Origin of the sequence: Listeria monocytogenes ATCC 19117 (genome assembly GCF_000307025.1) — a bacterium.
GTDB classification, from domain to species: Bacteria; Bacillota; Bacilli; order Lactobacillales; family Listeriaceae; genus Listeria; species Listeria monocytogenes_B.
In genome coordinates, this window is record NC_018584.1 from 2,442,501 (window position 1) to 2,465,079 (window position 22,579).

Consider the following 22,579-nt stretch of genomic DNA (forward strand, 5'->3'; position numbering starts at 1 on the left):
ACTTAACCAATTTACTTCTACGAAGTAAAGGTTGTTTTTCTGATTTTCCGTATCAGCGATGATACTTCCAATCAGATGAAAGATTCACTTTCAGATGATTCTCGGTTACTTGTGTCATAAATAATAAATTATCTATGCTAACTTTACTAACTTTCTTATCTAGTTTTCAAAGAACAATTTTGGTGGAGCCTAGCGGGATCGAACCGCTGACCTCCTGCGTGCAAAGCAGGCGCTCTCCCAGCTGAGCTAAGGCCCCGTAAAAGGGTATGATTATTTGTATTTCTTATGTCAGAAAGAAAAAGTGGGCCTAAATGGACTCGAACCATCGACCTCACGCTTATCAGGCGTGCGCTCTAACCAGCTGAGCTATAGGCCCGTCAAAAATGTAGTGGCGCGATGCTTCAAGCATAGTGCCTTGCATACTTTATCTGACATAAAAGAGAGTAACCTCTCAAAACTGAACAAATAGAGAAGAACGAAAACTCACAGGTTTCCTTTTCCTTAGAAAGGAGGTGATCCAGCCGCACCTTCCGATACGGCTACCTTGTTACGACTTCACCCCAATTATCTGTCCCACCTTCGGCGGCTGGCTCCATAAAGGTTACCCTACCGACTTCGGGTGTTACAAACTCTCGTGGTGTGACGGGCGGTGTGTACAAGGCCCGGGAACGTATTCACCGTGGCATGCTGATCCACGATTACTAGCGATTCCGGCTTCATGTAGGCGAGTTGCAGCCTACAATCCGAACTGAGAATAGTTTTATGGGATTAGCTCCACCTCGCGGCTTCGCGACCCTTTGTACTATCCATTGTAGCACGTGTGTAGCCCAGGTCATAAGGGGCATGATGATTTGACGTCATCCCCACCTTCCTCCGGCTTGCACCGGCAGTCACTTTAGAGTGCCCAACTAAATGCTGGCAACTAAAATCAAGGGTTGCGCTCGTTGCGGGACTTAACCCAACATCTCACGACACGAGCTGACGACAACCATGCACCACCTGTCACTTTGTCCCCGAAGGGAAAGCTCTGTCTCCAGAGTGGTCAAAGGATGTCAAGACCTGGTAAGGTTCTTCGCGTTGCTTCGAATTAAACCACATGCTCCACCGCTTGTGCGGGCCCCCGTCAATTCCTTTGAGTTTCAACCTTGCGGTCGTACTCCCCAGGCGGAGTGCTTAATGCGTTAGCTGCAGCACTAAGGGGCGGAAACCCCCTAACACTTAGCACTCATCGTTTACGGCGTGGACTACCAGGGTATCTAATCCTGTTTGCTCCCCACGCTTTCGCGCCTCAGCGTCAGTTACAGACCAGAGAGTCGCCTTCGCCACTGGTGTTCCTCCACATATCTACGCATTTCACCGCTACACGTGGAATTCCACTCTCCTCTTCTGCACTCCAGTCTTCCAGTTTCCAATGACCCTCCCCGGTTAAGCCGGGGGCTTTCACATCAGACTTAAAAGACCGCCTGCGCGCGCTTTACGCCCAATAAATCCGGACAACGCTTGCCACCTACGTATTACCGCGGCTGCTGGCACGTAGTTAGCCGTGGCTTTCTGGTTAGATACCGTCAAGGGACAAGCAGTTACTCTTATCCTGTTCTTCTCTAACAACAGTACTTACGATCCGAAAACCTTCTTCATACACGCGGCGTTGCTCCGTCAGACTTTCGTCCATTGCGGAAGATTCCCTACTGCTGCCTCCCGTAGGAGTCTGGGCCGTGTCTCAGTCCCAGTGTGGCCGATCACCCTCTCAGGTCGGCTATGCATCGTTGCCTTGGTAGGCCATTACCCTACCAACTAGCTAATGCACCGCGGGCCCATCTGTAAGCGATAGCCGAAACCATCTTTCAAAAGCGTGGCATGCGCCACACTTTATCATTCGGTATTAGCCCCGGTTTCCCGGAGTTATCCCCAACTTACAGGCAGGTTGCCCACGTGTTACTCACCCGTCCGCCACTAACTTTGGAAGAGCAAGCTCTTCCTCCGTTCGTTCGACTTGCATGTATTAGGCACGCCGCCAGCGTTCGTCCTGAGCCAGGATCAAACTCTCTTTAAAATATAAATTGAATTTGAATACTTATTCAACACCGTGAATAAGATTCCTTGCGTCAAATTGACTTCGCTAGCAATTAAATTACTAGTTTGTTTTGTTGAAAACAGCTTTCTGTTTTCTGCCCTGCGATTACCAGTGAGACTTTACGTCTCATTGCTTTTCGTCTTCTTCTTTGTTCAGTTTTCAAAGGTCAATTTCTTTTGTTGCGAAAGCGTTTTGTCCGCATCAGCAACGTTTATAAATATACCAAGATTTTTGCCTTTCGTCAATACTTTTTACAAAGTTTTTTAAATAAAGATGAAAAAAGATGAATTTGGTGCATAAATTGGTGATTAAATGGAGTTTTTAAAACATTATGTTGTATAAATTTGCATTCCTTTTTCTTCAAATTGTTCTTTTAATACTGGGTCTATTTCTTTTCCAGTGATAATAGAAGAGATTTCGTCTAGGGCTGCGTATTTGTAAAGTGAAATGCGGCCAAACTTGGTGTGGTCTGTTACTAAGATGACTTCATCGGCTGAGTGGAGCATTTGTTGCTTAGCTGGGATTAGGTATTCGTCGTAGTGCATTAAGCCTTTGTCGATATCGAGTGCCGGTGTGGTTACAAATGCTTTATGTACGTGAATGCTCTGCAAGGTTCCGCTCGTAATCATACCGTTAAGGATGAAAGTTTCTGGGTAGATGACGCCACCTGTCACAATTACTTTAGACGGGGAAAAGCGCATAATGGAAGCTACGTTGATATCGTTTGTTATGACGGTTAGTTTGGATCGGTCTTTTAATGCGGTTGCGATGTGTCCGGTTGTTGTTCCAGCGTCAAGAATGATTGTATCGCCGTCTTTGACCATTGTCGCTGCTAATGTGGCGATGCGTTGTTTTTCTTCGTAGCGCACTTCGCTTCGTTTTTTCCAATTTGGTTCGGAAACTACTTTTTCTTCTATCATAACTCCGCCGTGGGTTCTTTTTAGCTTTTTGTCTTTTTCTAAAGAGGTTAAATCGCGGCGAATGGTTGCTTCGTGGACTTCAAAATGTTTAGCTAATTCGCTAACTGTTGCTATTTTTCGGCTTTTGACATATTGGACGATGGCGCGTTTTCGTTCGATAGATAGCACTTCTTCCCCTCCTTTTGTTTAACTATATGGTAACTCCAATGGAAGAAAATCGCAAACAAACAAAAAACCTTGGAGCGATTGGCCCCAAGGTTTGGAAATGAAAATTAATCGTTTAAGCGTTTTTCTAATTCTGCTTTTTTGTCTTCGAAGCCTGGTTTGCCAAGTAATGCGAACATGTTGGCTTTGTATGCTTCTACGCCTGGTTGGTCAAATGGATTTACGCCATTTAGGTAGCCGCTGATAGCTACTGCTTTTTCAAAGAAGTATACTAGGTAACCGAAAGTGTATGCATCTAGTTCTGGAACTTCTACAACAAAGTTTGGAACTTCGCCGTCTGTATGTGCTAGAAGTGTTCCTTCGAATGCTTTTGTGTTAACGAAATCAACTGTTTCGCCAGCAAGATAATTTAAGCCATCTAGATCTACCTCTTCTTTATTGATAGTTAAGTTGTGGCGTGGTTTATCCACTTTGATAACTGTTTCAAAAAGGTTACGACGGCCGTCTTGGATATATTGACCGATAGAGTGCAAGTCAGTGGAGAAGTTTGCGCTGGATGGGTAAATACCTTTTTTGTCTTTACCTTCACTTTCGCCGAATAATTGTTTCCACCACTCGTTAAAGTATTGTAAGCCTGGTTCATAGCTGATTAGAAGTTCTGTTACTTTGCCTTTACGGTAAAGAACGTTACGAGCTGCTGCGTATTGGTATGCAATGTTATTTTTTAGTTCAGGTTTGTCGAAATCTTTGCTTGCTGCTGCTGCTCCATTCATAAGAGCATCGATATCAACACCACTAACTGCGATTGGAAGTAAACCTACTGCAGTTAAAACAGAGAAACGTCCGCCAACGTCATCTGGAACAACAAATGTTTCGTAGCCTTCATTGTCAGCTAATGTTTTTAGAGCGCCTTTTGCTTTATCAGTTGTAGCGTAAATGCGTTTTTTCGCGCCTTCTTCGCCATATTTTTTGATTAAAAGTTCTTTGAAAACACGGAAAGCGATTGCTGGCTCTGTTGTTGTTCCGGATTTAGAAATAACGTTAACAGAGAAGTCACGGTCGCCAACTACTTCAATTAAGTCATGTAAGTAAGAGGAACTAATGCTATTTCCTGCAAAGAATACTTGAGGTGTTTTACGAGCACCTTTTTCAAGTACATTATAGAAGGAATGATTTAAAGTTTCGATTGCAGCACGTGCCCCAAGATAAGAACCACCGATACCGATAACGATTAATACGTCGGAGTCGCTGTGGATTTTTTCTGTTGCTTTTTTGATACGAGCAAATTCTTCTTTGTCGTAATCTGTTGGTAAGTTAATCCAACCAAGTGCATCATTACCAGCACCTGTACCATTATGTAATGAATCATGAGCTGCTTTTACTGCTGGTTCAAGATAATCAAGTTCGCGTTCTTCAAAAAAACGGAGCGCTTTGGAATAATCAAATTTAATATGTGTCATTGTTTTCCCTCCAAATTTTAAAAAAGTTTCTTTATTAACTTTATATCAATCAGTGCTTTTTAGCAAGGCTTGACCTTGTGAAATTTGAGCCTTTTTGAAATTTAGGTATAGTTTTCATACAAGACGCCTTCGCTTCTTACTAGTTCATTTAATGATAATTGGTCTACAGCTAATAAATCATCTGCGAGCGGGATAGGTATCCACTTCACTCGAAACACATTGTCATCATTGGAAGCAAGAAGTGCATTACCAACAGGTTTTGCTCGAAAAACGAATGTACAAACATGCTCCCATGTAGCACGGCGCTCTTTGCAGTGTAGGATAGACTCTATTTCTATATCGATATTTGTCTGCTCTTTCACTTTGCTTGCAAGTGCTTCTTCCATTGTTTGGTTTGTTTCCACATGTCCCCCTGGAAATGCCCATGTCAAATTGCGATCTCTCACCACTAGTATCTCGTCTTTCTTTTCGTTATATACAAATGCCTGCACATGAATAGATCTTTTCACGTAAATCCCCCTTTTGACTATTTTATAATATTGAATAAATAGAAAATTACTACTAACTATTCCCTTTTTCTAAAATTTTAGTCAATTAAATTTACCAGCTTAGCAATTTATCCCAAAATGGGTATATTACCAAGCTGATTGGGACTTTTATTTGTCTGCTTTTTTAATCCATTCTTCTAGTTTATCGCGTAAAGTGTTAAAACCTTCGTCGTTTTCGCTAGATGAAACTTGTTTCTTTTTAGTTGGTTGTTCTTTTGGTGCTTCCTCTGTCGCTCTAATAGAAAGACTGATTTTATTTTTTTCTTCGTCAATATCCAGAATTTTGACTTTGACTTCTTGGCCAACTTCTAAAAAATCATGGATATCTTTGACAAAACCATGCGTAATTTCTGAAATATGAACTAAGCCTTGTGTCGAATTATCTAGCGCTACAAATGCTCCGTAGCTTTGAATTCCTGCGACTTTCCCAGAAACTACATCTCCTACTTTGAATGTACTCATCCTCATTCCACCTACTTTCAACCTTACAATATTTTATAAATTATAACACTTAGGCGAAACTTTAACAATTATTCTAAATCCTTCTCCGGTGAGCTTTTAGGGTGGAATTTATGCTATAATTGAGGCGAATGAAAGAGAAGGAGCGTGACATATTTGAGTCAATTTGATGAAGTCATTCCGCGTATTGGAACTAATTCAGAGAAGTGGGATGGGGCAGAAGAATTATTTGGCAGAAAAAATATTATTCCGATGTGGGTAGCGGATATGGATTTCCGTGCGCCGCAGCCTGTCCTTGATGCATTTCAGCGTCAAATCGATCATGGGATTTTTGGTTATTCGACCAAGTCAGCGGCACTTGTCGAAGCTATTATCGATTGGAACAAAGAGCAGCATCAGTTTGAAATCGATCCGAGCGCGTTATTTTTTAATGGAGCGGTTGTTCCGACAATTTCGTTAGCGATTCGCTCTCTCACAAATGAAGGCGATGCAGTTCTAATGGTTTCGCCGATTTACCCACCATTTTTCAATGTAACGAAAGCCACTGAGAGAAAAGTGGTTATGTCGCCACTTATATATGAGAACCGTCAATATCGAATGGATTTTAATGATTTGGAAAAACGGATGAAAGAAGAAAAGGTAAAATTATTCCTTCTATGTAATCCGCAAAATCCTGGTGGTCGTTGTTTTACCAAGGAAGAACTTGTGGAATTAGCGAAACTATGTGAGAAATACCAAATTCCGATTGTTTCGGATGAAATTCATGCTGACTTAGTGATGAAAAATCATAAACATGTGCCAATGATGGTCGCAGCACCGTTTTATCAAGATCAAATTATTACTTTAATGGCGGCTACGAAAACATTTAACTTGGCGGCGATTAAAGCTTCCTACTATATTATTACGAATAAAGATTATCAGGCCAAATTCGCTGCGGAGCAAAAGTACGCCACAACTAATGGGCTCAATGTCTTTGGGATTGTTGGTACAGAAGCAGCGTATCGCCACGGCGTGCCTTGGCTAAAAGAGTTGAAAGAATATATTTATAGCAACTATGAATATGTCAAAGCAGCACTCGAAAAAGAAGTACCCGAAGTTGGTGTGACCGACTTAGAAGCAACCTACTTGATGTGGCTTGATTGTCGCGCTCTTCCAAAAGACGAAAAAACGATTTATGCTGATTTAATCGAAGCTGGTGTTGGTGTTCAAATGGGTTCTGGATTTGGACATTCCGGGAAAGGCTTTGTCCGTTTTAACATCGCCTGTCCAAAAGAAACTTTAGAAAAAGCTGTGAAACTTCTGATTCAAGGCTTAAAAAAATAGCTTATTTTGAGAAACTAAGTAGCAAACACTTAGTTTCTTTCTTTAGGAAATTGAATATAGCTTTGGTATACTATTCTTTGGAAAGTGAAATAGTGTTCATTTTCCGTTTACATAAATTTAAAGGAGTTGGTATAATCGATGTTTTTAGGGCTTCGTGAATTAGTTTATTCTAAGTTGCGCTATATTTTAGTAACAGGCATCATGGTCTTAATTATGTTACTATCACTTATTTTATCAGGGTTGGCAAACGGGCTGGCTTACGATAATGCTTCATCTGTAGCAGATAACGGGGTTCCATATTATGTTCTCAGCAAAGACGCCCAAGACAAATTATCTCGATCTCAGTTCCCAGAATCCAAACTCGCTGATGTGAAAAAAGATGCGAATGTAAAAGATGCTGCGGTTCTCGGTCAATCTATGCAAACGTTAAAACGGGAAAGTGACGATAAAAAGTTTAGCGTCGCACTTTTCGGTATTCAACCAGATAGCTTTCTCGCTCCTAAAATTTCTGATGGAGCTAACATACAAGTGACAAAACCTGACGAAATTGTCGTCGATTCTTCTTTGAAATCAGACGGAATCAAAATTGGCGATGTTTTGATGGATGATATTTTAAATAGAGAATTAACGGTTGTCGGCTTTACAGAAAATCAAAAGTATAGCCATGCTCCCGTTGTTTATATTAATATCGCGACTTGGCAAGAAATCAATCCTGTTTTATATCACCAAAAAATCCCGCAAACAAGTACTATTGCGATTAAAACAGAAAATCCTGATAAAGGCGTAACCCTTTCAGATAAAGATTTAACAACGATTGATCATAAAGGTTTCTTAAATCAAATTCCAGGTTATTCCGCGGAACAAATGACGCTTAACATGATGATTTTCTTCTTAATCATTATTGGCGGATTTATTTTAACTGCATTCTTCTATGTCATGACGCTTCAAAAAACAACACAATTTGGTATTTTGAAAGCACTGGGTACGAAAACAAGTTACTTAGTTAAGAGCATTATTACTCAAGTGGTGATTATTTCGATTATTAGTATTTTAATTAGTGTCGGTGTAACGCTCCTGCTTCCAAGTATTATGCCAGCAGCGATGCCGTTTAGATTAAGTCCGATGACGATTGCGCTTTATAGTGGTTTATTCTTTTTAGTTGCTCTGTTCGGCGCCCTTCTATCACTTAGACGAATTGCTAAAGTAGATGCGTTAGATGCCATTCGAGGAGGTGATGAATAATGGAAACTCTACTATCTTTTGATAAAGTGTATAAAGACTACCCGTCCGGTCCTTCAATTATTCATGCACTGAAGGAAACAAACTTTGAAGCTAAAAAAGGTGAACTAATCGCGATTGTTGGTCCGAGTGGTTCTGGTAAAAGTACGCTCCTTTCTCTGGCTGGAGCGCTATTAACACCGACTGGTGGAACGATTTCTATTAACGGAAAATCAGTCGGGAATTTATCTTCCAAAGAACAAACTGCTCTTCGTTTAGAAGAAATTGGCTTTATTTTCCAAGCAGCTCACTTAGTTCCTTATTTACACGTAAAAGATCAAATCAGCTTTATTGGAAAAATGGCTGGGAAAAGTGCGGCGGAGCTTGAAAAAGATACAGCTTCACTTCTAAGCCAACTTGGCATTAGTGATCGCGCAAATTTCTATCCAAAAGATTTATCTGGCGGTCAAAAGCAACGTGTCGCTATTGCTCGTGCGCTTATTAATCAACCTTCCGTTATTTTAGCCGACGAACCAACTGCGAGTCTTGATACTGAAAGAAGTCGTGAAGTTGTCGAGCTTATACGGAATGAAGTTGTGCAAACAAGCCGAACAGCAATCATGGTAACACATGATGAGCGTATGCTAGATTTAGTCAACCATGTGTATCGTATGGAAGACGGAATACTTACCCAAGAAAGCTAAAAAACCTGCGTGGCTTAAGTGCCACACAGGTTTTTTTATTGTTTATTTTTGGAAACCGTTGATTAAGTCTAATGCTTGACCTAGTACTTTTTCACCGTTCATCGTACCGTAAGCTGCCATGTCGATTACATCTACTGGAATTTTCCCAGCAGCTAGTTCATCAACTGTTTTTTTCTGGTAACGCACTTGTGGTCCTAAAAGTACAACATCTGCATCGTCAATTAAGTTACTTACTTCAGCAATGGAGTACGCTTCAATTTCACAAGTTTCTCCGCGTTCTTCTGCTGCTTTACGCATTTTTGTTACTAAAAGGCTTGTTGACATCCCTGCCGCACATACTAAAACAATATTTTTCATCGTAATCTTTCCTTTCAGATTAAGGCTGCTTTTTTTGTACACTCTTATTATAACTACCTTTAGCTTTTTAAACAAGTAAACTACCGAAGTCGAGAGAAAATAATTAAAAACACGAAAAAACATTGCGATTTCACGGAAAAAGAGCGATAATAGACAATAACTTTATCCGAAAGGTCAGAAAATTTCGCATCATCCAAAAACAACACTTTCGGGAGATAAAAAATTCAGATCAGGAGTGTGTTGCATGAAAGTAATTAAATTTGGCGGAAGCTCTTTAGCATCGGGGATCCAATTAAATAAGGTTTTCCAACTTGTAGCGGAGGATCCTGATAGGAAAATCGTTGTTGTTTCTGCACCAGGTAAACGTTTCAAGGAAGATACAAAAGTGACTGACCTACTTATTGATTGCGCGGCAAAGGCACTTCTCGGGGAAGATACAAGTGAATTGTTTGAATCTGTCATTGCAAGATATGCAGGGATAGCGCTAGATACAGGGATGAGCGACGAAATTATCAATCAAATTCGCGCAGATTTACAAGCAACTATCTCATCGGACAAAAGCGATCCTGATAAATTTTTAGATCGAATGAAAGCTAGTGGCGAAGATAATAACGCAAAATTAATCGCCGCTTACTTTAAATTTAAAGGCTTAAACGCCAATTATATAAATCCAAAAGATGCCGGTTTACTTGTGACAGATGAACATGCTAGCGCGCAAGTTTTACCAGAATCCTATGATCGTTTGTTTGCACTTCGAGAAAGAGAAGGCATTATTGTTTTCCCAGGATTTTTCGGTTATACGAAAGACGGCGAAATTAGCACGTTTTCTAGAAGTGGCTCTGATATTACTGGAGCGATTGTGGCAAACGGCGCCCAAGCCGAGTTATACGAGAACTTTACGGATGTGGATGCAGTCTACGCAGTCAATCCCGCTATCGTGAAAAATCCGAAGAAAGTTCTTGAACTAACTTACCGGGAAATGCGTGAACTTTCATATGCCGGCTTCTCTGTTTTTCATGATGAAGCTTTAATTCCGGCTTTCCATGCAGGTATTCCGGTGCATATTAAAAATACGAACAATCCTGATTCTTGTGGTACGCGTGTCGTTCATGAACGCGAAAATAACAATGGTCCAGTCGTTGGAATTGCTAGTGATGACGGCTTTTGTAGCATTTATATTAGTAAATATTTGATGAACCGAGAAATCGGCTTCGGACGGAAAGTGTTGCAAATTCTGGAAGATGCTGGGTTGAACTATGAACATATGCCGTCTGGGATTGATGATTTAACGATTATTATTCGCGAAAATCAGTTTGGCGAAGATACCGAGCAGACAATTATGTCTCGTTTGAAAGAAGAATTGAACGCAGATCAAGTGATTATGCAACACGGGATTTCGCTGATTATGGTTGTTGGTGAGACCATGCGCCATAATGTCGGGATTACGTCTCGTGCTTCAAAAGCTTTATCCGATGCGAAAGTAAATATTGAAATGATTAACCAAGGTTCTTCTGAGGTGAGCATAATGTTTGGCGTGAAGGAAGAGCAGGAAAATACTGCGGTTCGCTCACTATATAATGAATTCTTTTCAGAAGTATTCGTTTAAAATAAAACAAGTTTCTCATCTTAACTGACGAGAAACTTGTTTTATTTATGAGCTTCCTTTAATTGATAGTTTTTTGCTATTACATCAATAATGTAGTCATACGTACTAATCCGGTAATGCTTGAAATCTTGGATGTTGTAGTCACTTCTTATTTTCACTCGCTCGTTTATTAAATTTGACTGCTCGATTATTTCGAAATTGCTTTGGCTTTGTAACCAACTAGAACTCCATTTACTTTTTTCGTAGGTGTCGAGTTCGGTGGATGAATAGAAAATAAGTCCGTTAAAAACCATTTTTTGGAGCGTGCTTTCATCTTCAAAATCAATTTCAACCGTTATTATAAGTTGGTTGGTGTTTTGGTGTAAGCTTTCAAGCCATGTTTTGTCTCTGCCGTAAATTAGTTGGTTGTTGATTTTTATTGGATGGGATTTTTCCACTGTAGTTATTACCTTCTTTTGTGTGTAGTTTAAATTTTTTATACGATAATATCTATAATATTATTAATTGTAAATTCATTCTTTTACTTTATTCTGATTGATAAGTCGATTAAACAATCGAAAATTTAATATTATTCAGCAAATAATCTCTCTTAAACAAAAGATCTTTATATCTTTCACTTTTTATAATAAAGTACCCCAACCTATCCCACGACGAATCAGGGGGCTTTACAAATGCGCCTATTTCTTTCGTAACTTTATAAGACAGGATATATTCTTTATGCTCATGCATTAAATTCAAGTTTTCAACCTCTGCTAGTATACCAATTTTTTCTGTATAAAAAAATTGAATAATTGTGTATCGCTGAAAAATTTTATTAATTTCAAAAGGAACATCAATCATTAAATTAATATACGCTCTTCTAAAATTAAAGTTATAAGATGAACTTATACCATTCGATATATAATCGCCTGGCATTCGAGCAGCACATTCAATTAAAACAGGAATATTTTTTTCAACTTTCCATTCAGCATGAAGAACAGTAGTCCCTATATTTGCTTTCTCTATAAGTTTGTTAATTTGATTATACATCTCCTTCTCTACCTCAACATTTTTGATCGCTGGTATATGATGAGCTATTTCAATACACTCTTGATTATCAATTCCTTCTTTATAAGTTATATTTTTAAAAACTATTTTACCATCTTTAACCAAGTATTCGGAACTCATCTCATAACCAGATAAAAATTCTTCAGCCATATATTCCCATTCCAGTCTATCTTCATCTACAGTTTTTTCGTTTTTCATAATTAACGCATCTGTAAAAGCTTCTTTTAGTTCATCTTTACTTGAAATGATATATAACCCTATTGAAGCCTGTCTATTGCTTGGTTTTAAAATAATTTTCTTCCCATCAAAAAATGTATTTAAGTCTATTATTGATTTTATTTTAATAAATTTAGGATGGTTTAGATTAGTGTTCTTACTAAATTCTCTAAATTTAATTTTGTTAGAAAAAATACTTGCTCCCTTTTTTCCAACACATGGTAAACATAAATATTCCGCTAACTCATTAGCAGCTGGAACACTGTATTCAAATCCTGGAATAACTCCATCTATCTTACTAGTAGCTATATATGGGATTATTTCTTCTAAAAATCTATCATTGTTCACATAATCACAATAAATTAATTTATGATTTAAGTCAATCTCATATTCTTCTAAGTTATTATATACTTTCTTACATTCAATAATTATGACCGAATTAATTTCTGGCATAGTACAAAATTCATCTATAAATGCTTTGTTTTTCCCGATAAGTATAATGTTCATATATTCTTCACAACTACCTTTCACTTAAAACAAAATTTTGAATCATTTTAAATCCTTGTTCAGTTAGAATGGACTCTGGATGAAACTGAACCCCTTCAATATTATAGATACAATGCCTAACTCCCATTATTAAACCATCAATTGTCCGAGAAGTTATTTTTAATTCTTTTCCTGGGAAATTATTCTCACTAATAATCAAGGAATGATATCTAGCAACATTCGTTTTCGACTGTATATCTTCAAATATCCCACTGTTATCATGCACTATTTGTGTTGCTTTGCCATGACAAATATAAGGTGCATGCTTTATTTCTCCGCCAAAAAATTCAGCAATTATTTGATGACCTAAACAAACTCCTAAAATAGGAATTTCACCTTTGAAATATTCTATAACTTTTTTTGTTTTTTCATAATCCTTTGGAGCTTTTGGTCCTGGTGAGAGTATTATCTTACTAATATTTTCTGTTTTAACATCACTAATCGAAAGTTTGTCATAATTTATTACTTTAACTTTGGAAGTCAATTCAAGTACATATTGCATCAAATTATATGTGAATGAATCATTGTGATCTATTATTAGAATCATATCTTTTCTCCTTAAATATAGTAGACCTGTTACTCAATCCAGCGAGTATAGCCTCCCCCTTATCAAGCGTTTCTTGGTACTCTTTTGTTTCTACTGAATCAAAGACTATTCCACCACCAAGTGATAAACTAGCATTGTTTTTATCAAGAAAGATTGTTCTTATCAATATATTTAAATCAAAATCCATACTTCCAAAAGAAACTCTACCTAATGCTCCTGTATACAATGATCTTTTTACAGTTTCACTTTCTACAATTACTTCCATTGCTCTCTTTTTCGGACAACCCGTTATTGAGCCCCCAGGAAAAGTTTCATATATTATTTTGCCAAAAGTAATTTCCTCATTTACTTCAGCCGAAATTTTAGAAACTAACTGTAATACTGATGCATATTTTTCAATAAACATTAAGTCTTCTACATGAACAGTTCCTGGTTTCGCAATTTTGCCAATATCATTTCTAAGTAAATCAACAATCATCGTATTTTCTGATCGTTCTTTTTCTGAATTCAGAAGACTTTCGTAATTTTTTTGTTCTTCTATTTTATTAATACCTCGTGGGCGGGTACCTTTTATTGGTTCAGTTTTCAATTTATTTTTCCTCTTTTTTAAAAAGCATTCCGGACTTGTTGATAAAATTGCCAAGCTATTATTTTTAAAATATGCTGAATAAGGCGCCGGATTTGATTTTCTAATTTTACTATATATTTCTATTGGTTGTTCATTATTTGTCCATGTGAATTTCTGACTCATATTAACTTGATAAATATGTCCTTCATAAATATAATTTTTGATTTCCTTAATTTTTTCAATATAATGATTGTATTTGAAATTACTTTTTATTTTATTTGTATAATCTGTTTCAAGTATATTTTTGCATACTTGAGTATCTTTAAGTTTGATTTCTCGTTTAAATCTCAAAATCAAATCATCCTTACTCATGACAAAATCATTAATATTTATATATACATAATTTTCAGTATGACAATCATAAATTAAATTATCTTTACAAACATATATAGCAACATCGAAGAAAGAATCCTGTTTCTCTTTATTATTTGTAATTCCCATAATACTTTCACCAAAATCATAACTTAAATAAATATATAGATTTGGCATTAAATCTACTTCCTCATCTTCGTTTATAATAGAAGACCACTTATCAATAAATGTATCAATTTCTTCAATTATTTTTTCTGCTTTTTTCTCTCCTAAGAATAACTCAAGTGAATCAATGACATTCCATCCAATATAACTTTTCTCTTCTTTTCCAATTGAGCTAGAATTATCCAAGAAAAAAATATTTTTATTTTTTTTATCTAAACTTCTTACTAAATTAAATACATCGCTGTTTTGATATTTAAAACGAGTGCTATTTATCTTCATAATTTTCCTCCACTTTTACGTAAGTATCAAAATTAAGGTGAATGTTTTTGAATTTTCTTATCATGTCATCTAAATTATCAGCGTGAACAAAAATATCTCCCATTCTCTCATGTGCTGCAATAGGTGTTTCTATCCTTTGGCCAATATCTACTAAGTAATTAATTTTTATTATATCTTTCATATCTATTTCTTTTTCACTTAAAAGTGAAGTTACTATTCCATTGCTATAAATAGGTATCTGTAAAGAACCCGTGACTCCATTGAGCATTTTTATATCTGGAATAAATTTTTCTCCAATTTCTACAGCAACAAAACTATCAATGATATCAATATTAGTTTGAATCTTCAAATTTTCTGGAACTGCACTTCCGGCAGGTCTAATAGCAATCTCACAAAAACATATTTCTCTATCGTTTTTAAAACATTCCAAATGTGTAACACCATTTTTCACTTCTAAAGCTTTGAGAATTTCACTATTATACTCAATTAGTTCTTTAAAAAGAACAGTATTTGCATCTAAAGCAATAGTTCCAACAAAATTATACTTACGGAAATCAATTAAAGGCATTGAATACATACTGGCATGCGCAAATTTAATTTCCCCATCCTGAATAATTGCATCAATATGATACTCTTCTCCTTGTATAGATTCTTCTAATAAAATCCCTTTTGAAAAGTGATACTGCTCTTTTTCTCGGTTGAATTTTTCGTAATATTCTAACCAATCTTTTTCTGTCTTTATTCTCTTAACTCCGACAGAGCCCATACCTTGTTTAGGTTTGGCTATGACTTCTACAAATTTTTCTAGAAATTGGTAGCCTGTTTCACTTTTTTTAACATCAATATAGTTAGGTACCCTAAACTTTTTTTCTAGTAAAATATCTTTCATTATTGCTTTATCACGAAACTTTTCAATTTCATCCGGACCAATTCCAACAATTGACAATTTAGCTCTCAGTTCAGCAGCAGTACGAACTCCTTTTTCTCCTGGAGATATAATTGCTTTAATCTTACTTTTATCAAAACCAGCTAAAATCATAACTATTTTTTCTGTATCAGCTAAATTATCCAAATGAAAAAAATAGTCACATAAATTTAAATTTGGAGTAGGCATTTGTTTGTCTACGAATACAATTGTTTTTAAGCCTCTTTGTTTAATAGCTATAAGAACTTCTTCTCTCCGCCCAAGACAAACACAAAATTCCTCATGCATGCGTATCATCCTTCATCATAATTTTAGCATTTCTTTGTAACAACAAAACGGACCTTTCTACTGATTCGAAATTATCAGAATTAAAATAAGCAAACAACGCCAATCTTCCTCGGTTATCATCAAGTTTTTCCACCAGACTATTGGGTTCAATTTTATATTCCATATCTAAAAAATTTTTATCGTTAATTAAATTTTCTATATTTTTAAACCCCAAAAATATTCCTTTCTTAGGTGCATGAATAAATCGAATATATCCATAACCATTTCCTTTAAATACTTGATTATATTTTTCGCCTATACAATTTTCAATTATTATTTTATAAAAGTCTACATTCAAGACTTTACTAAGCATTTCGGCAATAAACCCTCCACCAACTCTCGGATTCAATTCAATTAAATGAATTCCATCATTGTTCACTTTTATTTCAGTATGTGTAATCCCTGTATTTATATCAAAAATTTTATGAATTTTATTTACGTATGAAATAATTTCTTTTTCTTCTATATTACTCAAGCTTATTGCTGGCATAATATGACCATTTTCAACATTTTCAAATTTTTCATTGAATATCTTTTCAGTAATCATTATTGAATTTACGTTTCCTTCTTCGACAATACTTTCTACTGAAAATTCCTTTCCTTCAATATAGGGTTCAACTAATATTTGCTCAGAAAAAACTGGTCCTAGTATGCTATAATTAAGATTACTCGTATGTTTTTTAAATGATACTAACAAGTCATCTAATGAATTTACTCTTTCTACATTTATGCTTCCAAATCCATTTAGAGGTTTCACTATACATGGATAGTCCAAATTATCCTTATGTTTTATGATTTCATCTTTTGAAGAAAATTTAAAATAGTTTGCTTCAAACATTTCCATCTCCTTCATTATCTCTCTAGTCTTTTCTTTTGATGTAGTATTTTTTATAGCTTCAGTTCCAAAAAAGGGTAAGTTTAATCTTTTAGAAACTAAATTTACGAGAGAAGGTAGAAACACATGGCCAGCTAACACGCCATCAAATGGGATCTTTCTATAAAATTCTGTTATTTTTGCAAGACTATATTCTTCTCGAAAGTAATCAATTTGAATATAATAATCTATATTGGATTTTTCAGTAATACTCAATTCCTCTTCAGCTGTTGTCGCTGCAAGAATAACTTCATAACCTAATCTTTTTGAATGCTCCATATATTTTCTACCAAAAATATAATTTCCAATAATCAAGATTCTTTTCATTTATTATTCACCTCCGCTTTAAATATGTCTTCTTCTAGCCTACATGACTGTGAAACTATTAGTTTAAAAATATCCTCAATAAATTCTTGATCTATTTGCATTTTTCTAGCAATTTCTTTTCTTTCATTCATTAATTCAGATATTCTATCTTCTTGCATAATATTAATTTTTTTATCTGATTTTATTTTGCCTATTGATTGTACAATCAAATTGCGTGCTTTGATATTTCTAATTAACTTAAAATCAATTTCATTGATAAGTTTTCTGTATTCTTTAATCGTTTCCAAATAAAAACGCCTCCTAATTATAGCTTTTCTATTTTTTTTGCTTGATAATCTATATTGGATAAATGTCTTTCCCTAAACGCTTCATCAATAGAAATGGCCCTCTTCGCAAAAGAATAACAATGTTTACATTTTTCACCACATTCAAGTTTATTACATTCACCTGTTAGAAATTTAGTTAAATGTTTAGTTAATTTGGAATTATCAATAAAAACACTATCTAAATATTGGTAAGGATCCGAAACATCATGATAACCAAAATGTTGTATTAAATCTAACAAATTCCCATTATATTTTCTATCTGTATATGCTTTACAACGCTTCACTAATAATTCTGTAGGAGTTGCACGATCAATTATTTTTATATTGTTATACCCCAATTCCTCGTAGTTTTGAACATCCTCCGGTCTAATAATATCTGAAATTAAATAATTTACTGGGTCTAATACTCTCTTTTTTGAACACCCTAAATAACAATAATCCTCATTGATTTTATTTCCTTTCACGCGTGAAGATTGTCCTAGAAAAGCTTGATGATAAGGTAGCATAGGACATTCATAAAGGCAATTATTATTAACAATCAGTTCTAAATCAATATTAGTTGAATTTCTTAAATCTTTTAGAAGACTAAAATTTCTATTAACTGTCATTGGATCTAATACTATGCAATCTGCTCCCATTTCTTCCCAACTTCTGATTTTACTAACAGAGTTAACACAAACACTAGAAGAAATCTTTACTTCCATTTTTGGATAATTTTTCTTCACGTATTGTAATAAAATAGGAATTGATACAGTTAAAGAATCCACCTCTATTTCATATAACCAATTAAGAAGCTCCTTCAGTTCATTTTTCCCACGTTGAGTAAATTCTTCATTACTCAAAAATGGATTATTAAAGGTATAATTAAACGTTAAGTTATTTTCATGTGCTTGCTTTACATGCTCTGCAACTTTTTTTTGATCTATAAAGTTTAAATTAGTAGTTTCTAAGCCTCCTCCTACAAAATCATTTGTTAATTTTCCAAACAAATTAGTTACATTAGTTCCTTTAATACCTTCGATTAATTTACCGTCAAAATTAGTTGCTACTGATATTTTCATTTTTTCCCTCCTTGTCATTTTAAGAAATCTTGTATTGAATTAAGCAACTTCGTTCAATAAATGAAATTTTTTATCTCCACTAAATTATCTTATTTATTAGAATTTAAAAAAAGTGTATAATGATAGAAAAAGGTACCCCTTTTATTAGTTAGGAAGTGAACAATTTGAAAGATCTGAATTATTTTGAATTAAGATCTATACTCCATGAGCACGAAATAGACAACATCGTTCATTTCAGTATAGGAAGTCTTGCTGAAACATGGTACTATTCCAAACAAAATGTAAAAAAAAACTTAAAAAATATGAAGAAAGAAACTTATTAGAGTATATTCCAGGAAAAGGGCGAGGTAATTTATCGACAATAATTTTCAGGAATAATTTTCATTCTGAAGTATATAATGTATTAACTAATTGCATTGAAAATAATGATATTAAGTTTGCACTCCAACTATCTCAATTATCAATACCTCAAGATTGGTTCTCTCCATTTTTAGAAAAGATACACACCCTTTTTAATGATGGTAGTAAAAATGAAGATAATATTCTTAGATTTATAATTAATAGAAAAATCACTGTACTAGACCCAACAACTGTTTCCTTGCATTTCGAGGCTTCCTTAATCAAACAAATAAGCAATACACTAGTTAACTATAATGAAGAAGAAGATATATTTACCCCTTCAGTTGCAATTGATTGGTCTCACAATGAAAAATTCACAACATGGAACTTCAACATTAGAAAAAATATTTTATTCCATAACGAAAAAAGATTAAACGGTAATGATATTCTCTTTACATTTGAAGAAGCTATAAAAAGCAGTACTGGAAAATGGTTACTGTGTAATTTAAAAAATATGTATTGCACCTCTGAATTTTCTGTACATTTTGAATTCAAAACACCTGAGCCAGCCTTTTTAAAATTAGTAACACATTATTCACTTGTAATTAGACCTGTTCTTTCAAACAGTAAAAGCTTTATCGGCTGTGGGCAGTTTAAGCTTATCGAAAGTAAAAGTAATTACGTATGCCTAAAAAGTTTTTCAAAATATTTTAAAGAACTCCCTCTTATAGATGGGGTAGAATTCTGGTTAATGAATTCTAATTTCAAAAAATGGCTAATTGTCCCACAGAAAAAAATATCACTACTAACACTAATGCTATTAACCCCATAGGAGTAACAAGATCTGGAGTATCTTATTTAATTTTCAATAAAAATAAAGCAAATCCAGTTGAACCTTTTATAATAAATTATTTAAAAGCCGCCTTTAATTCATTGCATTTTGTGTCTGAATTATATGATAATAAAACACCTAAGGCCTACAGTTATTTTTATAAGAATTCTAAAACTAAAGAACAAGCTTCCAAAAATGATTGGGTTGATACTTTCAATTTCCCAGATGACTCAGATAGAACAATTCAATTAGCAGTTTATGATCATCCTAGATTCATACGTGAAGCCTCATGGTTAAAAAAACAAGCTGCTTCTTTTAAAATCAAATTAGAAATAAAAACATATTCATTCAATGATGATTTTTTCACAGAGAAAATTATACTTGATTCTGATATAGTCTTAGCAACAGATATTCCTGTAACTGATATTGAATTAGGCTATCTCGATTTTTTATTAAACAAAAATTTGTTATTTCAAAAATTTATCAATAAAACACAAAAAAACACTATAAATTCACTCACTGATAAATATAGAACTTCTGTTTCTTTCGAACAAAAAGCTATCTTAATAAATCAAATTGAAGATTACATTAATCAAGAAAATATACTTATTTATTTATATCATCCATTAAAATACTATGATATCCATAGCTTCATCAATGGGGTGGAATTTGATAGTAATGGTAATATCGCTTTAGATAAATTGTGGTGGTGAATAAAAAAAGAGCACTTTCATAGAAAGTGCTCTTCATTCATTATTTAATATTAATCTTCTCAATCACAACATCATTCACTGGTTTGTCTTGCATGCCAGTTGGTAGGTTGGCGATTTCGTCTACTACGTCCATGCCTTCGATTACGTGACCGAAAACTGTGTGGCGGCCGTCTAACCATGGTGTTCCGCCTTGTTTGTAAGCTTCGATAATTTCTACTGGGAAGCCAGCTTGTTCCATTTGACCAAGCATGTCAGCAGGCATATCTGGTTTTTGAACGATGAAGAATTGACTGCCGTTTGTGTTTGGACCAGCGTTTGCCATGGATAAAGCTCCGCGTAAATTGAAAGCTTCTGTAGAGAATTCATCTTCAAAAGATTCGCCCCAAATACTTTCGCCACCAGTACCACGGCCGTCTGGGTCGCCACCTTGGATCATGAATTCAGGAATAACACGGTGGAAAATAAGGCCATCATAGTAGCCGTTTTTGGAATGTGTAACAAAGTTTTCTACTGTTTTTGGTGCAATTTCAGGGAACAATTTGATGCGGATAGTTCCTCGGTTTGTAATCATTTCTGCTTCAATTTCGTTAGGTGCCACTTCTTTTGATAATTGTGGGTAAGTCATATTGTAAAAACTCCTTCTTTTGTTTAAATTTATTGTTTACTAACGTAGCCAAATAATAAGCAAATTAACAACGACAGCAATCAGATACAGTACTAGTATAACAGCTGAAACCCAAATGACAATTTTTTTAACCAAAAATGCACATCCTTCACTTTATTTTTCATTCGCTATCTTTTATTCTATAATGAAAAGGACAGTTTTAACAATAATACGAATAGAGATGATTCTTTTATGACAACTCGAACACGGAATTTGTACATCTTAATGCTGGCAAACCTGTTGATGTCAGCCAGTATGACAATGATTATGCCTTTTTTATCTCTTTACATTGAAACATTTGGTGATTATAGCAATGCTTACGTGCAAAGGTGGGCCGGTTATATTTTTGGCGTAACATTTTTAATTGCCTTTATCTTTTCGCCGATTTGGGGACGTATTGGTGATAAGCACGGTTATAAAGGGATTTTGATTCTGACTTCAGTTGGTTTATCGATTTGTATTTTTCTGATGGGATTTGCGCATTCTGTCACTTACTTACTGATTTTACGAATTTTCATGGGGGTTGTGACTGGCTTTATTGGCGTTAGTAATGCCTTTATTGCACGGCAAACTCCTCGTAATGAAGCTGGAAAAATTCTCGGTACTTTGCAACTCGGAGGCGTGACTGGGATGCTGTTTGGTCCCTTGATTGGCGGCGCGATGGCGGATTTATTTGGCTTTAAAGATACCTTTACAATTACCGGAATTGCGATGATGGTTGCGGCTTTAATTGTCGCTTTTGGTGTCAAGGAAATTCGTACAGAAGAACAAAAAGAAGCTGCCAAAGTCGTTTATTCTCGTCGTGCAGTTTTAAAACAAATTTTTACGCTACGAGTTCTATTCACGGTGATGGTTATTACAGCACTTATCCAAATTGCGAACTTTAGTGTTCAACCGTTGCTTGCGCTTTATGTAGGAGATATGACGCAATCAGACAATATTGCTTTCTTGTCTGGGCTGGCGTTTTCTGCGACGGGATTCGGGAACTTGGTGATGACGCGAAAATGGGGACAGCTTGGAGACAAATATGGGTATGAGAAAATACTGAATATCTTGTTGATTATGGCGGCTGTTTTTGTTATTCCACAGGCATTCGCGACGAATCTTTGGGTGTTCATCTTCTTCCGCTTTTTATTCGGGATTGCGATTGGTGGTATGGTGCCATGTACGACAGCTTATATTCGGCTTGCGGCGCCTGGTGTTATGCAAGGCGAAATGCTTGGCTATAATCAAAGTGCTCGCTTTTTAGGAAATGTTATCGGACCAATCCTCGGTGGGACGCTCGCTGGTTTCACTGGAATTCCGAGTGTGTTCTTATTTATGAGTTTTATGTTCCTCGTGGCATTTTTCATTTTGCTTTATGCCCTTCATTCCGACCGGAAACGGCATGTGAACGTGGATTGAATTTGACAAACCTAAGTTTTTTCTTAGGTTTTTTTTTTGTTCTTCCTATTAAATTGTTTTTTAAATTTCGGTAAATTGATTTATAAAGTTAAGTTTCCTGCCTTTTTTTCAGATAAAAAAGTATGTTATAATAAAAAATATAAAAAGTACGGCGTTTATTTAGGTACTTCGTGAATAGTAAGGTTGTTGAAATTTGATGAGTTAGCACGGTTT

21 protein-coding genes, 2 tRNA genes and 2 rRNA genes (1 of these 25 running past the window's edge) are annotated in these 22,579 nt (G+C 35.4%); 7 read left to right on the forward strand and 18 right to left on the reverse strand.

All coding sequences use genetic code 11. The features are described 5' to 3' along the window. From LMOATCC19117_RS12050 to yugI, 8 genes are all read right to left on the reverse strand, one after another. Positions 1–8, reverse strand: a 23S ribosomal RNA gene (locus LMOATCC19117_RS12050); it reaches 2,924 nt to the left of the window's first position. A gap of 172 nt (positions 9–180) precedes the next feature. Beyond that, positions 181–256, reverse strand: a tRNA-Ala gene (locus LMOATCC19117_RS12055). A gap of 46 nt (positions 257–302) precedes the next feature. Further along, positions 303–376, reverse strand: a tRNA-Ile gene (locus LMOATCC19117_RS12060). 129 nt (positions 377–505) lie between these two features. Beyond that, positions 506–2,053, reverse strand: a 16S ribosomal RNA gene (locus LMOATCC19117_RS12065). The 16S and 23S rRNA genes sit together here with 2 tRNA genes alongside, the layout of an rRNA operon. A gap of 350 nt (positions 2,054–2,403) precedes the next feature. Then, positions 2,404–3,162, reverse strand: a complete 759-nt coding sequence (locus tag LMOATCC19117_RS12070; protein WP_003722392.1) for a DeoR/GlpR family DNA-binding transcription regulator — start codon at positions 3,160–3,162, stop codon at positions 2,404–2,406. Between the two features lie 104 nt (positions 3,163–3,266). Beyond that, positions 3,267–4,619: a glucose-6-phosphate isomerase gene (locus tag LMOATCC19117_RS12075; protein WP_003728418.1), complete on the reverse strand. Its 1,353-nt coding sequence runs from the start codon at positions 4,617–4,619 to the stop codon at positions 3,267–3,269. 101 nt (positions 4,620–4,720) lie between these two features. After that, positions 4,721–5,128, reverse strand: coding sequence for an NUDIX hydrolase (locus tag LMOATCC19117_RS12080; protein WP_003722394.1), 408 nt, complete (start codon positions 5,126–5,128; stop codon positions 4,721–4,723). Positions 5,129–5,275: 147 nt separating this feature from the next. Continuing rightward, on the reverse strand, positions 5,276–5,629 hold the full coding sequence (gene yugI, locus LMOATCC19117_RS12085; protein WP_003722395.1) for a S1 domain-containing post-transcriptional regulator GSP13: 354 nt from the start codon (positions 5,627–5,629) through the stop codon (positions 5,276–5,278). Between the two features lie 153 nt (positions 5,630–5,782). Here yugI and LMOATCC19117_RS12090 point away from each other — a divergent pair, with 153 nt between their 5' ends. From LMOATCC19117_RS12090 to LMOATCC19117_RS12100, 3 genes are all read left to right on the forward strand, one after another. After that, the gene (locus LMOATCC19117_RS12090) at positions 5,783–6,949 is read left to right on the forward strand and encodes a MalY/PatB family protein (protein ID WP_003734834.1); all 1,167 of its coding nucleotides are present in this window, start codon (positions 5,783–5,785) and stop codon (positions 6,947–6,949) included. Between the two features lie 138 nt (positions 6,950–7,087). Continuing rightward, positions 7,088–8,191, forward strand: a complete 1,104-nt coding sequence (locus LMOATCC19117_RS12095; RefSeq protein WP_003728416.1) for an ABC transporter permease — start codon at positions 7,088–7,090, stop codon at positions 8,189–8,191. After that, on the forward strand, positions 8,191–8,871 hold the full coding sequence (locus LMOATCC19117_RS12100) for an ABC transporter ATP-binding protein (RefSeq protein WP_003728415.1): 681 nt from the start codon (positions 8,191–8,193) through the stop codon (positions 8,869–8,871). The genes LMOATCC19117_RS12095 and LMOATCC19117_RS12100 overlap by 1 nt, the downstream gene beginning before the upstream one ends. A gap of 42 nt (positions 8,872–8,913) precedes the next feature. Here LMOATCC19117_RS12100 and LMOATCC19117_RS12105 read toward each other — a convergent pair whose 3' ends face one another. Next, the gene (locus LMOATCC19117_RS12105) at positions 8,914–9,228 is read right to left on the reverse strand and encodes a PTS sugar transporter subunit IIB (RefSeq protein ID WP_003741107.1); all 315 of its coding nucleotides are present in this window, start codon (positions 9,226–9,228) and stop codon (positions 8,914–8,916) included. A gap of 244 nt (positions 9,229–9,472) precedes the next feature. On the opposite strand from LMOATCC19117_RS12105, the gene LMOATCC19117_RS12110 reads away from it, so the two are divergent. Further along, positions 9,473–10,834, forward strand: a complete 1,362-nt coding sequence (locus LMOATCC19117_RS12110) for an aspartate kinase (protein ID WP_003734835.1) — start codon at positions 9,473–9,475, stop codon at positions 10,832–10,834. A 41-nt stretch (positions 10,835–10,875) separates the two neighbouring features. On the opposite strand, the gene LMOATCC19117_RS12115 is transcribed toward LMOATCC19117_RS12110, so the two are convergent. From LMOATCC19117_RS12115 to LMOATCC19117_RS12150, 8 genes are all read right to left on the reverse strand, one after another. Beyond that, entirely contained in the window at positions 10,876–11,271 is a 396-nt protein-coding gene (locus LMOATCC19117_RS12115; RefSeq protein ID WP_003731684.1) for a hypothetical protein, read from the reverse strand. A gap of 109 nt (positions 11,272–11,380) precedes the next feature. Then, positions 11,381–12,604, reverse strand: a complete 1,224-nt coding sequence (locus LMOATCC19117_RS12120; protein WP_003744542.1) for an ATP-grasp domain-containing protein — start codon at positions 12,602–12,604, stop codon at positions 11,381–11,383. 13 nt (positions 12,605–12,617) lie between these two features. Further along, complete coding sequence (locus LMOATCC19117_RS12125; RefSeq protein ID WP_003734837.1) at positions 12,618–13,190, reverse strand: anthranilate synthase component II; 573 nt, start codon at positions 13,188–13,190, stop codon at positions 12,618–12,620. Continuing rightward, positions 13,165–14,574 (reverse strand): anthranilate synthase component I family protein, encoded by a 1,410-nt coding sequence (locus LMOATCC19117_RS12130; RefSeq protein ID WP_003734838.1) that lies wholly within the window; start codon positions 14,572–14,574, stop codon positions 13,165–13,167. Before LMOATCC19117_RS12130 ends, LMOATCC19117_RS12125 begins: the two co-directional genes overlap by 26 nt. Next, entirely contained in the window at positions 14,561–15,787 is a 1,227-nt protein-coding gene (locus tag LMOATCC19117_RS12135) for an ATP-grasp domain-containing protein (RefSeq protein WP_003734839.1), read from the reverse strand. Before LMOATCC19117_RS12135 ends, LMOATCC19117_RS12130 begins: the two co-directional genes overlap by 14 nt. Continuing rightward, positions 15,780–17,027: an ATP-grasp domain-containing protein gene (locus tag LMOATCC19117_RS12140; RefSeq protein ID WP_003734840.1), complete on the reverse strand. Its 1,248-nt coding sequence runs from the start codon at positions 17,025–17,027 to the stop codon at positions 15,780–15,782. Before LMOATCC19117_RS12140 ends, LMOATCC19117_RS12135 begins: the two co-directional genes overlap by 8 nt. Next, the gene (locus LMOATCC19117_RS12145; protein WP_003734841.1) at positions 17,024–17,314 is read right to left on the reverse strand and encodes a chorismate mutase; all 291 of its coding nucleotides are present in this window, start codon (positions 17,312–17,314) and stop codon (positions 17,024–17,026) included. The genes LMOATCC19117_RS12140 and LMOATCC19117_RS12145 overlap by 4 nt, the downstream gene beginning before the upstream one ends. A 17-nt stretch (positions 17,315–17,331) precedes the next feature. Further along, on the reverse strand, positions 17,332–18,414 hold the full coding sequence (locus LMOATCC19117_RS12150) for a U32 family peptidase (protein WP_014929114.1): 1,083 nt from the start codon (positions 18,412–18,414) through the stop codon (positions 17,332–17,334). Positions 18,415–18,673: 259 nt separating this feature from the next. Between LMOATCC19117_RS12150 and LMOATCC19117_RS12155 the strand changes: the two genes are divergently transcribed. Continuing rightward, on the forward strand, positions 18,674–19,585 hold the full coding sequence (locus LMOATCC19117_RS12155; RefSeq protein WP_014929115.1) for an ABC transporter substrate-binding protein: 912 nt from the start codon (positions 18,674–18,676) through the stop codon (positions 19,583–19,585). Continuing rightward, entirely contained in the window at positions 19,525–20,298 is a 774-nt protein-coding gene (locus tag LMOATCC19117_RS12160; protein ID WP_014929116.1) for an ABC transporter substrate-binding protein, read from the forward strand. Before LMOATCC19117_RS12155 ends, LMOATCC19117_RS12160 begins: the two co-directional genes overlap by 61 nt. Before the next feature lie 40 nt (positions 20,299–20,338). On the opposite strand, the gene LMOATCC19117_RS12165 is transcribed toward LMOATCC19117_RS12160, so the two are convergent. Further along, positions 20,339–20,923 carry a peptidylprolyl isomerase gene (locus LMOATCC19117_RS12165; protein ID WP_003726864.1) on the reverse strand — a complete coding sequence of 195 codons (585 nt, stop codon included), beginning with the start codon at positions 20,921–20,923 and terminating at the stop codon, positions 20,339–20,341. A 231-nt stretch (positions 20,924–21,154) separates the two neighbouring features. Here LMOATCC19117_RS12165 and LMOATCC19117_RS12170 point away from each other — a divergent pair, with 231 nt between their 5' ends. Then, the gene (locus LMOATCC19117_RS12170) at positions 21,155–22,366 is read left to right on the forward strand and encodes a lmo2377 family MFS transporter (RefSeq protein ID WP_003728411.1); all 1,212 of its coding nucleotides are present in this window, start codon (positions 21,155–21,157) and stop codon (positions 22,364–22,366) included. Positions 22,367–22,579 lie beyond the last annotated feature (213 nt).

Bases quoted from the DNA above. Each gene is read 5' to 3' on its own strand.
- LMOATCC19117_RS12075 (WP_003728418.1), bottom strand. From the start codon at position 4,619: ATGACACATATTAAATTTGATTATTCCAAAGCGCTCCGTTTTTTTGAA.
- yugI (WP_003722395.1), bottom strand. From the start codon at position 5,629: ATGAGTACATTCAAAGTAGGAGATGTAGTTTCTGGGAAAGTCGCAGGA.
- LMOATCC19117_RS12095 (WP_003728416.1), top strand. From the start codon at position 7,088: ATGTTTTTAGGGCTTCGTGAATTAGTTTATTCTAAGTTGCGCTATATT.
- LMOATCC19117_RS12100 (WP_003728415.1), top strand. From the start codon at position 8,191: ATGGAAACTCTACTATCTTTTGATAAAGTGTATAAAGACTACCCGTCC.
- LMOATCC19117_RS12105 (WP_003741107.1), bottom strand. From the start codon at position 9,228: ATGAAAAATATTGTTTTAGTATGTGCGGCAGGGATGTCAACAAGCCTT.
- LMOATCC19117_RS12110 (WP_003734835.1), top strand. From the start codon at position 9,473: ATGAAAGTAATTAAATTTGGCGGAAGCTCTTTAGCATCGGGGATCCAA.
- LMOATCC19117_RS12120 (WP_003744542.1), bottom strand. From the start codon at position 12,604: ATGAACATTATACTTATCGGGAAAAACAAAGCATTTATAGATGAATTT.
- LMOATCC19117_RS12125 (WP_003734837.1), bottom strand. From the start codon at position 13,190: ATGATTCTAATAATAGATCACAATGATTCATTCACATATAATTTGATG.
- LMOATCC19117_RS12130 (WP_003734838.1), bottom strand. From the start codon at position 14,574: ATGAAGATAAATAGCACTCGTTTTAAATATCAAAACAGCGATGTATTT.
- LMOATCC19117_RS12135 (WP_003734839.1), bottom strand. From the start codon at position 15,787: ATGCATGAGGAATTTTGTGTTTGTCTTGGGCGGAGAGAAGAAGTTCTT.
- LMOATCC19117_RS12140 (WP_003734840.1), bottom strand. From the start codon at position 17,027: ATGAAAAGAATCTTGATTATTGGAAATTATATTTTTGGTAGAAAATAT.
- LMOATCC19117_RS12150 (WP_014929114.1), bottom strand. From the start codon at position 18,414: ATGAAAATATCAGTAGCAACTAATTTTGACGGTAAATTAATCGAAGGT.
- LMOATCC19117_RS12155 (WP_014929115.1), top strand. From the start codon at position 18,674: ATGGTACTATTCCAAACAAAATGTAAAAAAAAACTTAAAAAATATGAA.
- LMOATCC19117_RS12160 (WP_014929116.1), top strand. From the start codon at position 19,525: ATGGCTAATTGTCCCACAGAAAAAAATATCACTACTAACACTAATGCT.
- LMOATCC19117_RS12165 (WP_003726864.1), bottom strand. From the start codon at position 20,923: ATGACTTACCCACAATTATCAAAAGAAGTGGCACCTAACGAAATTGAA.
- LMOATCC19117_RS12170 (WP_003728411.1), top strand. From the start codon at position 21,155: ATGACAACTCGAACACGGAATTTGTACATCTTAATGCTGGCAAACCTG.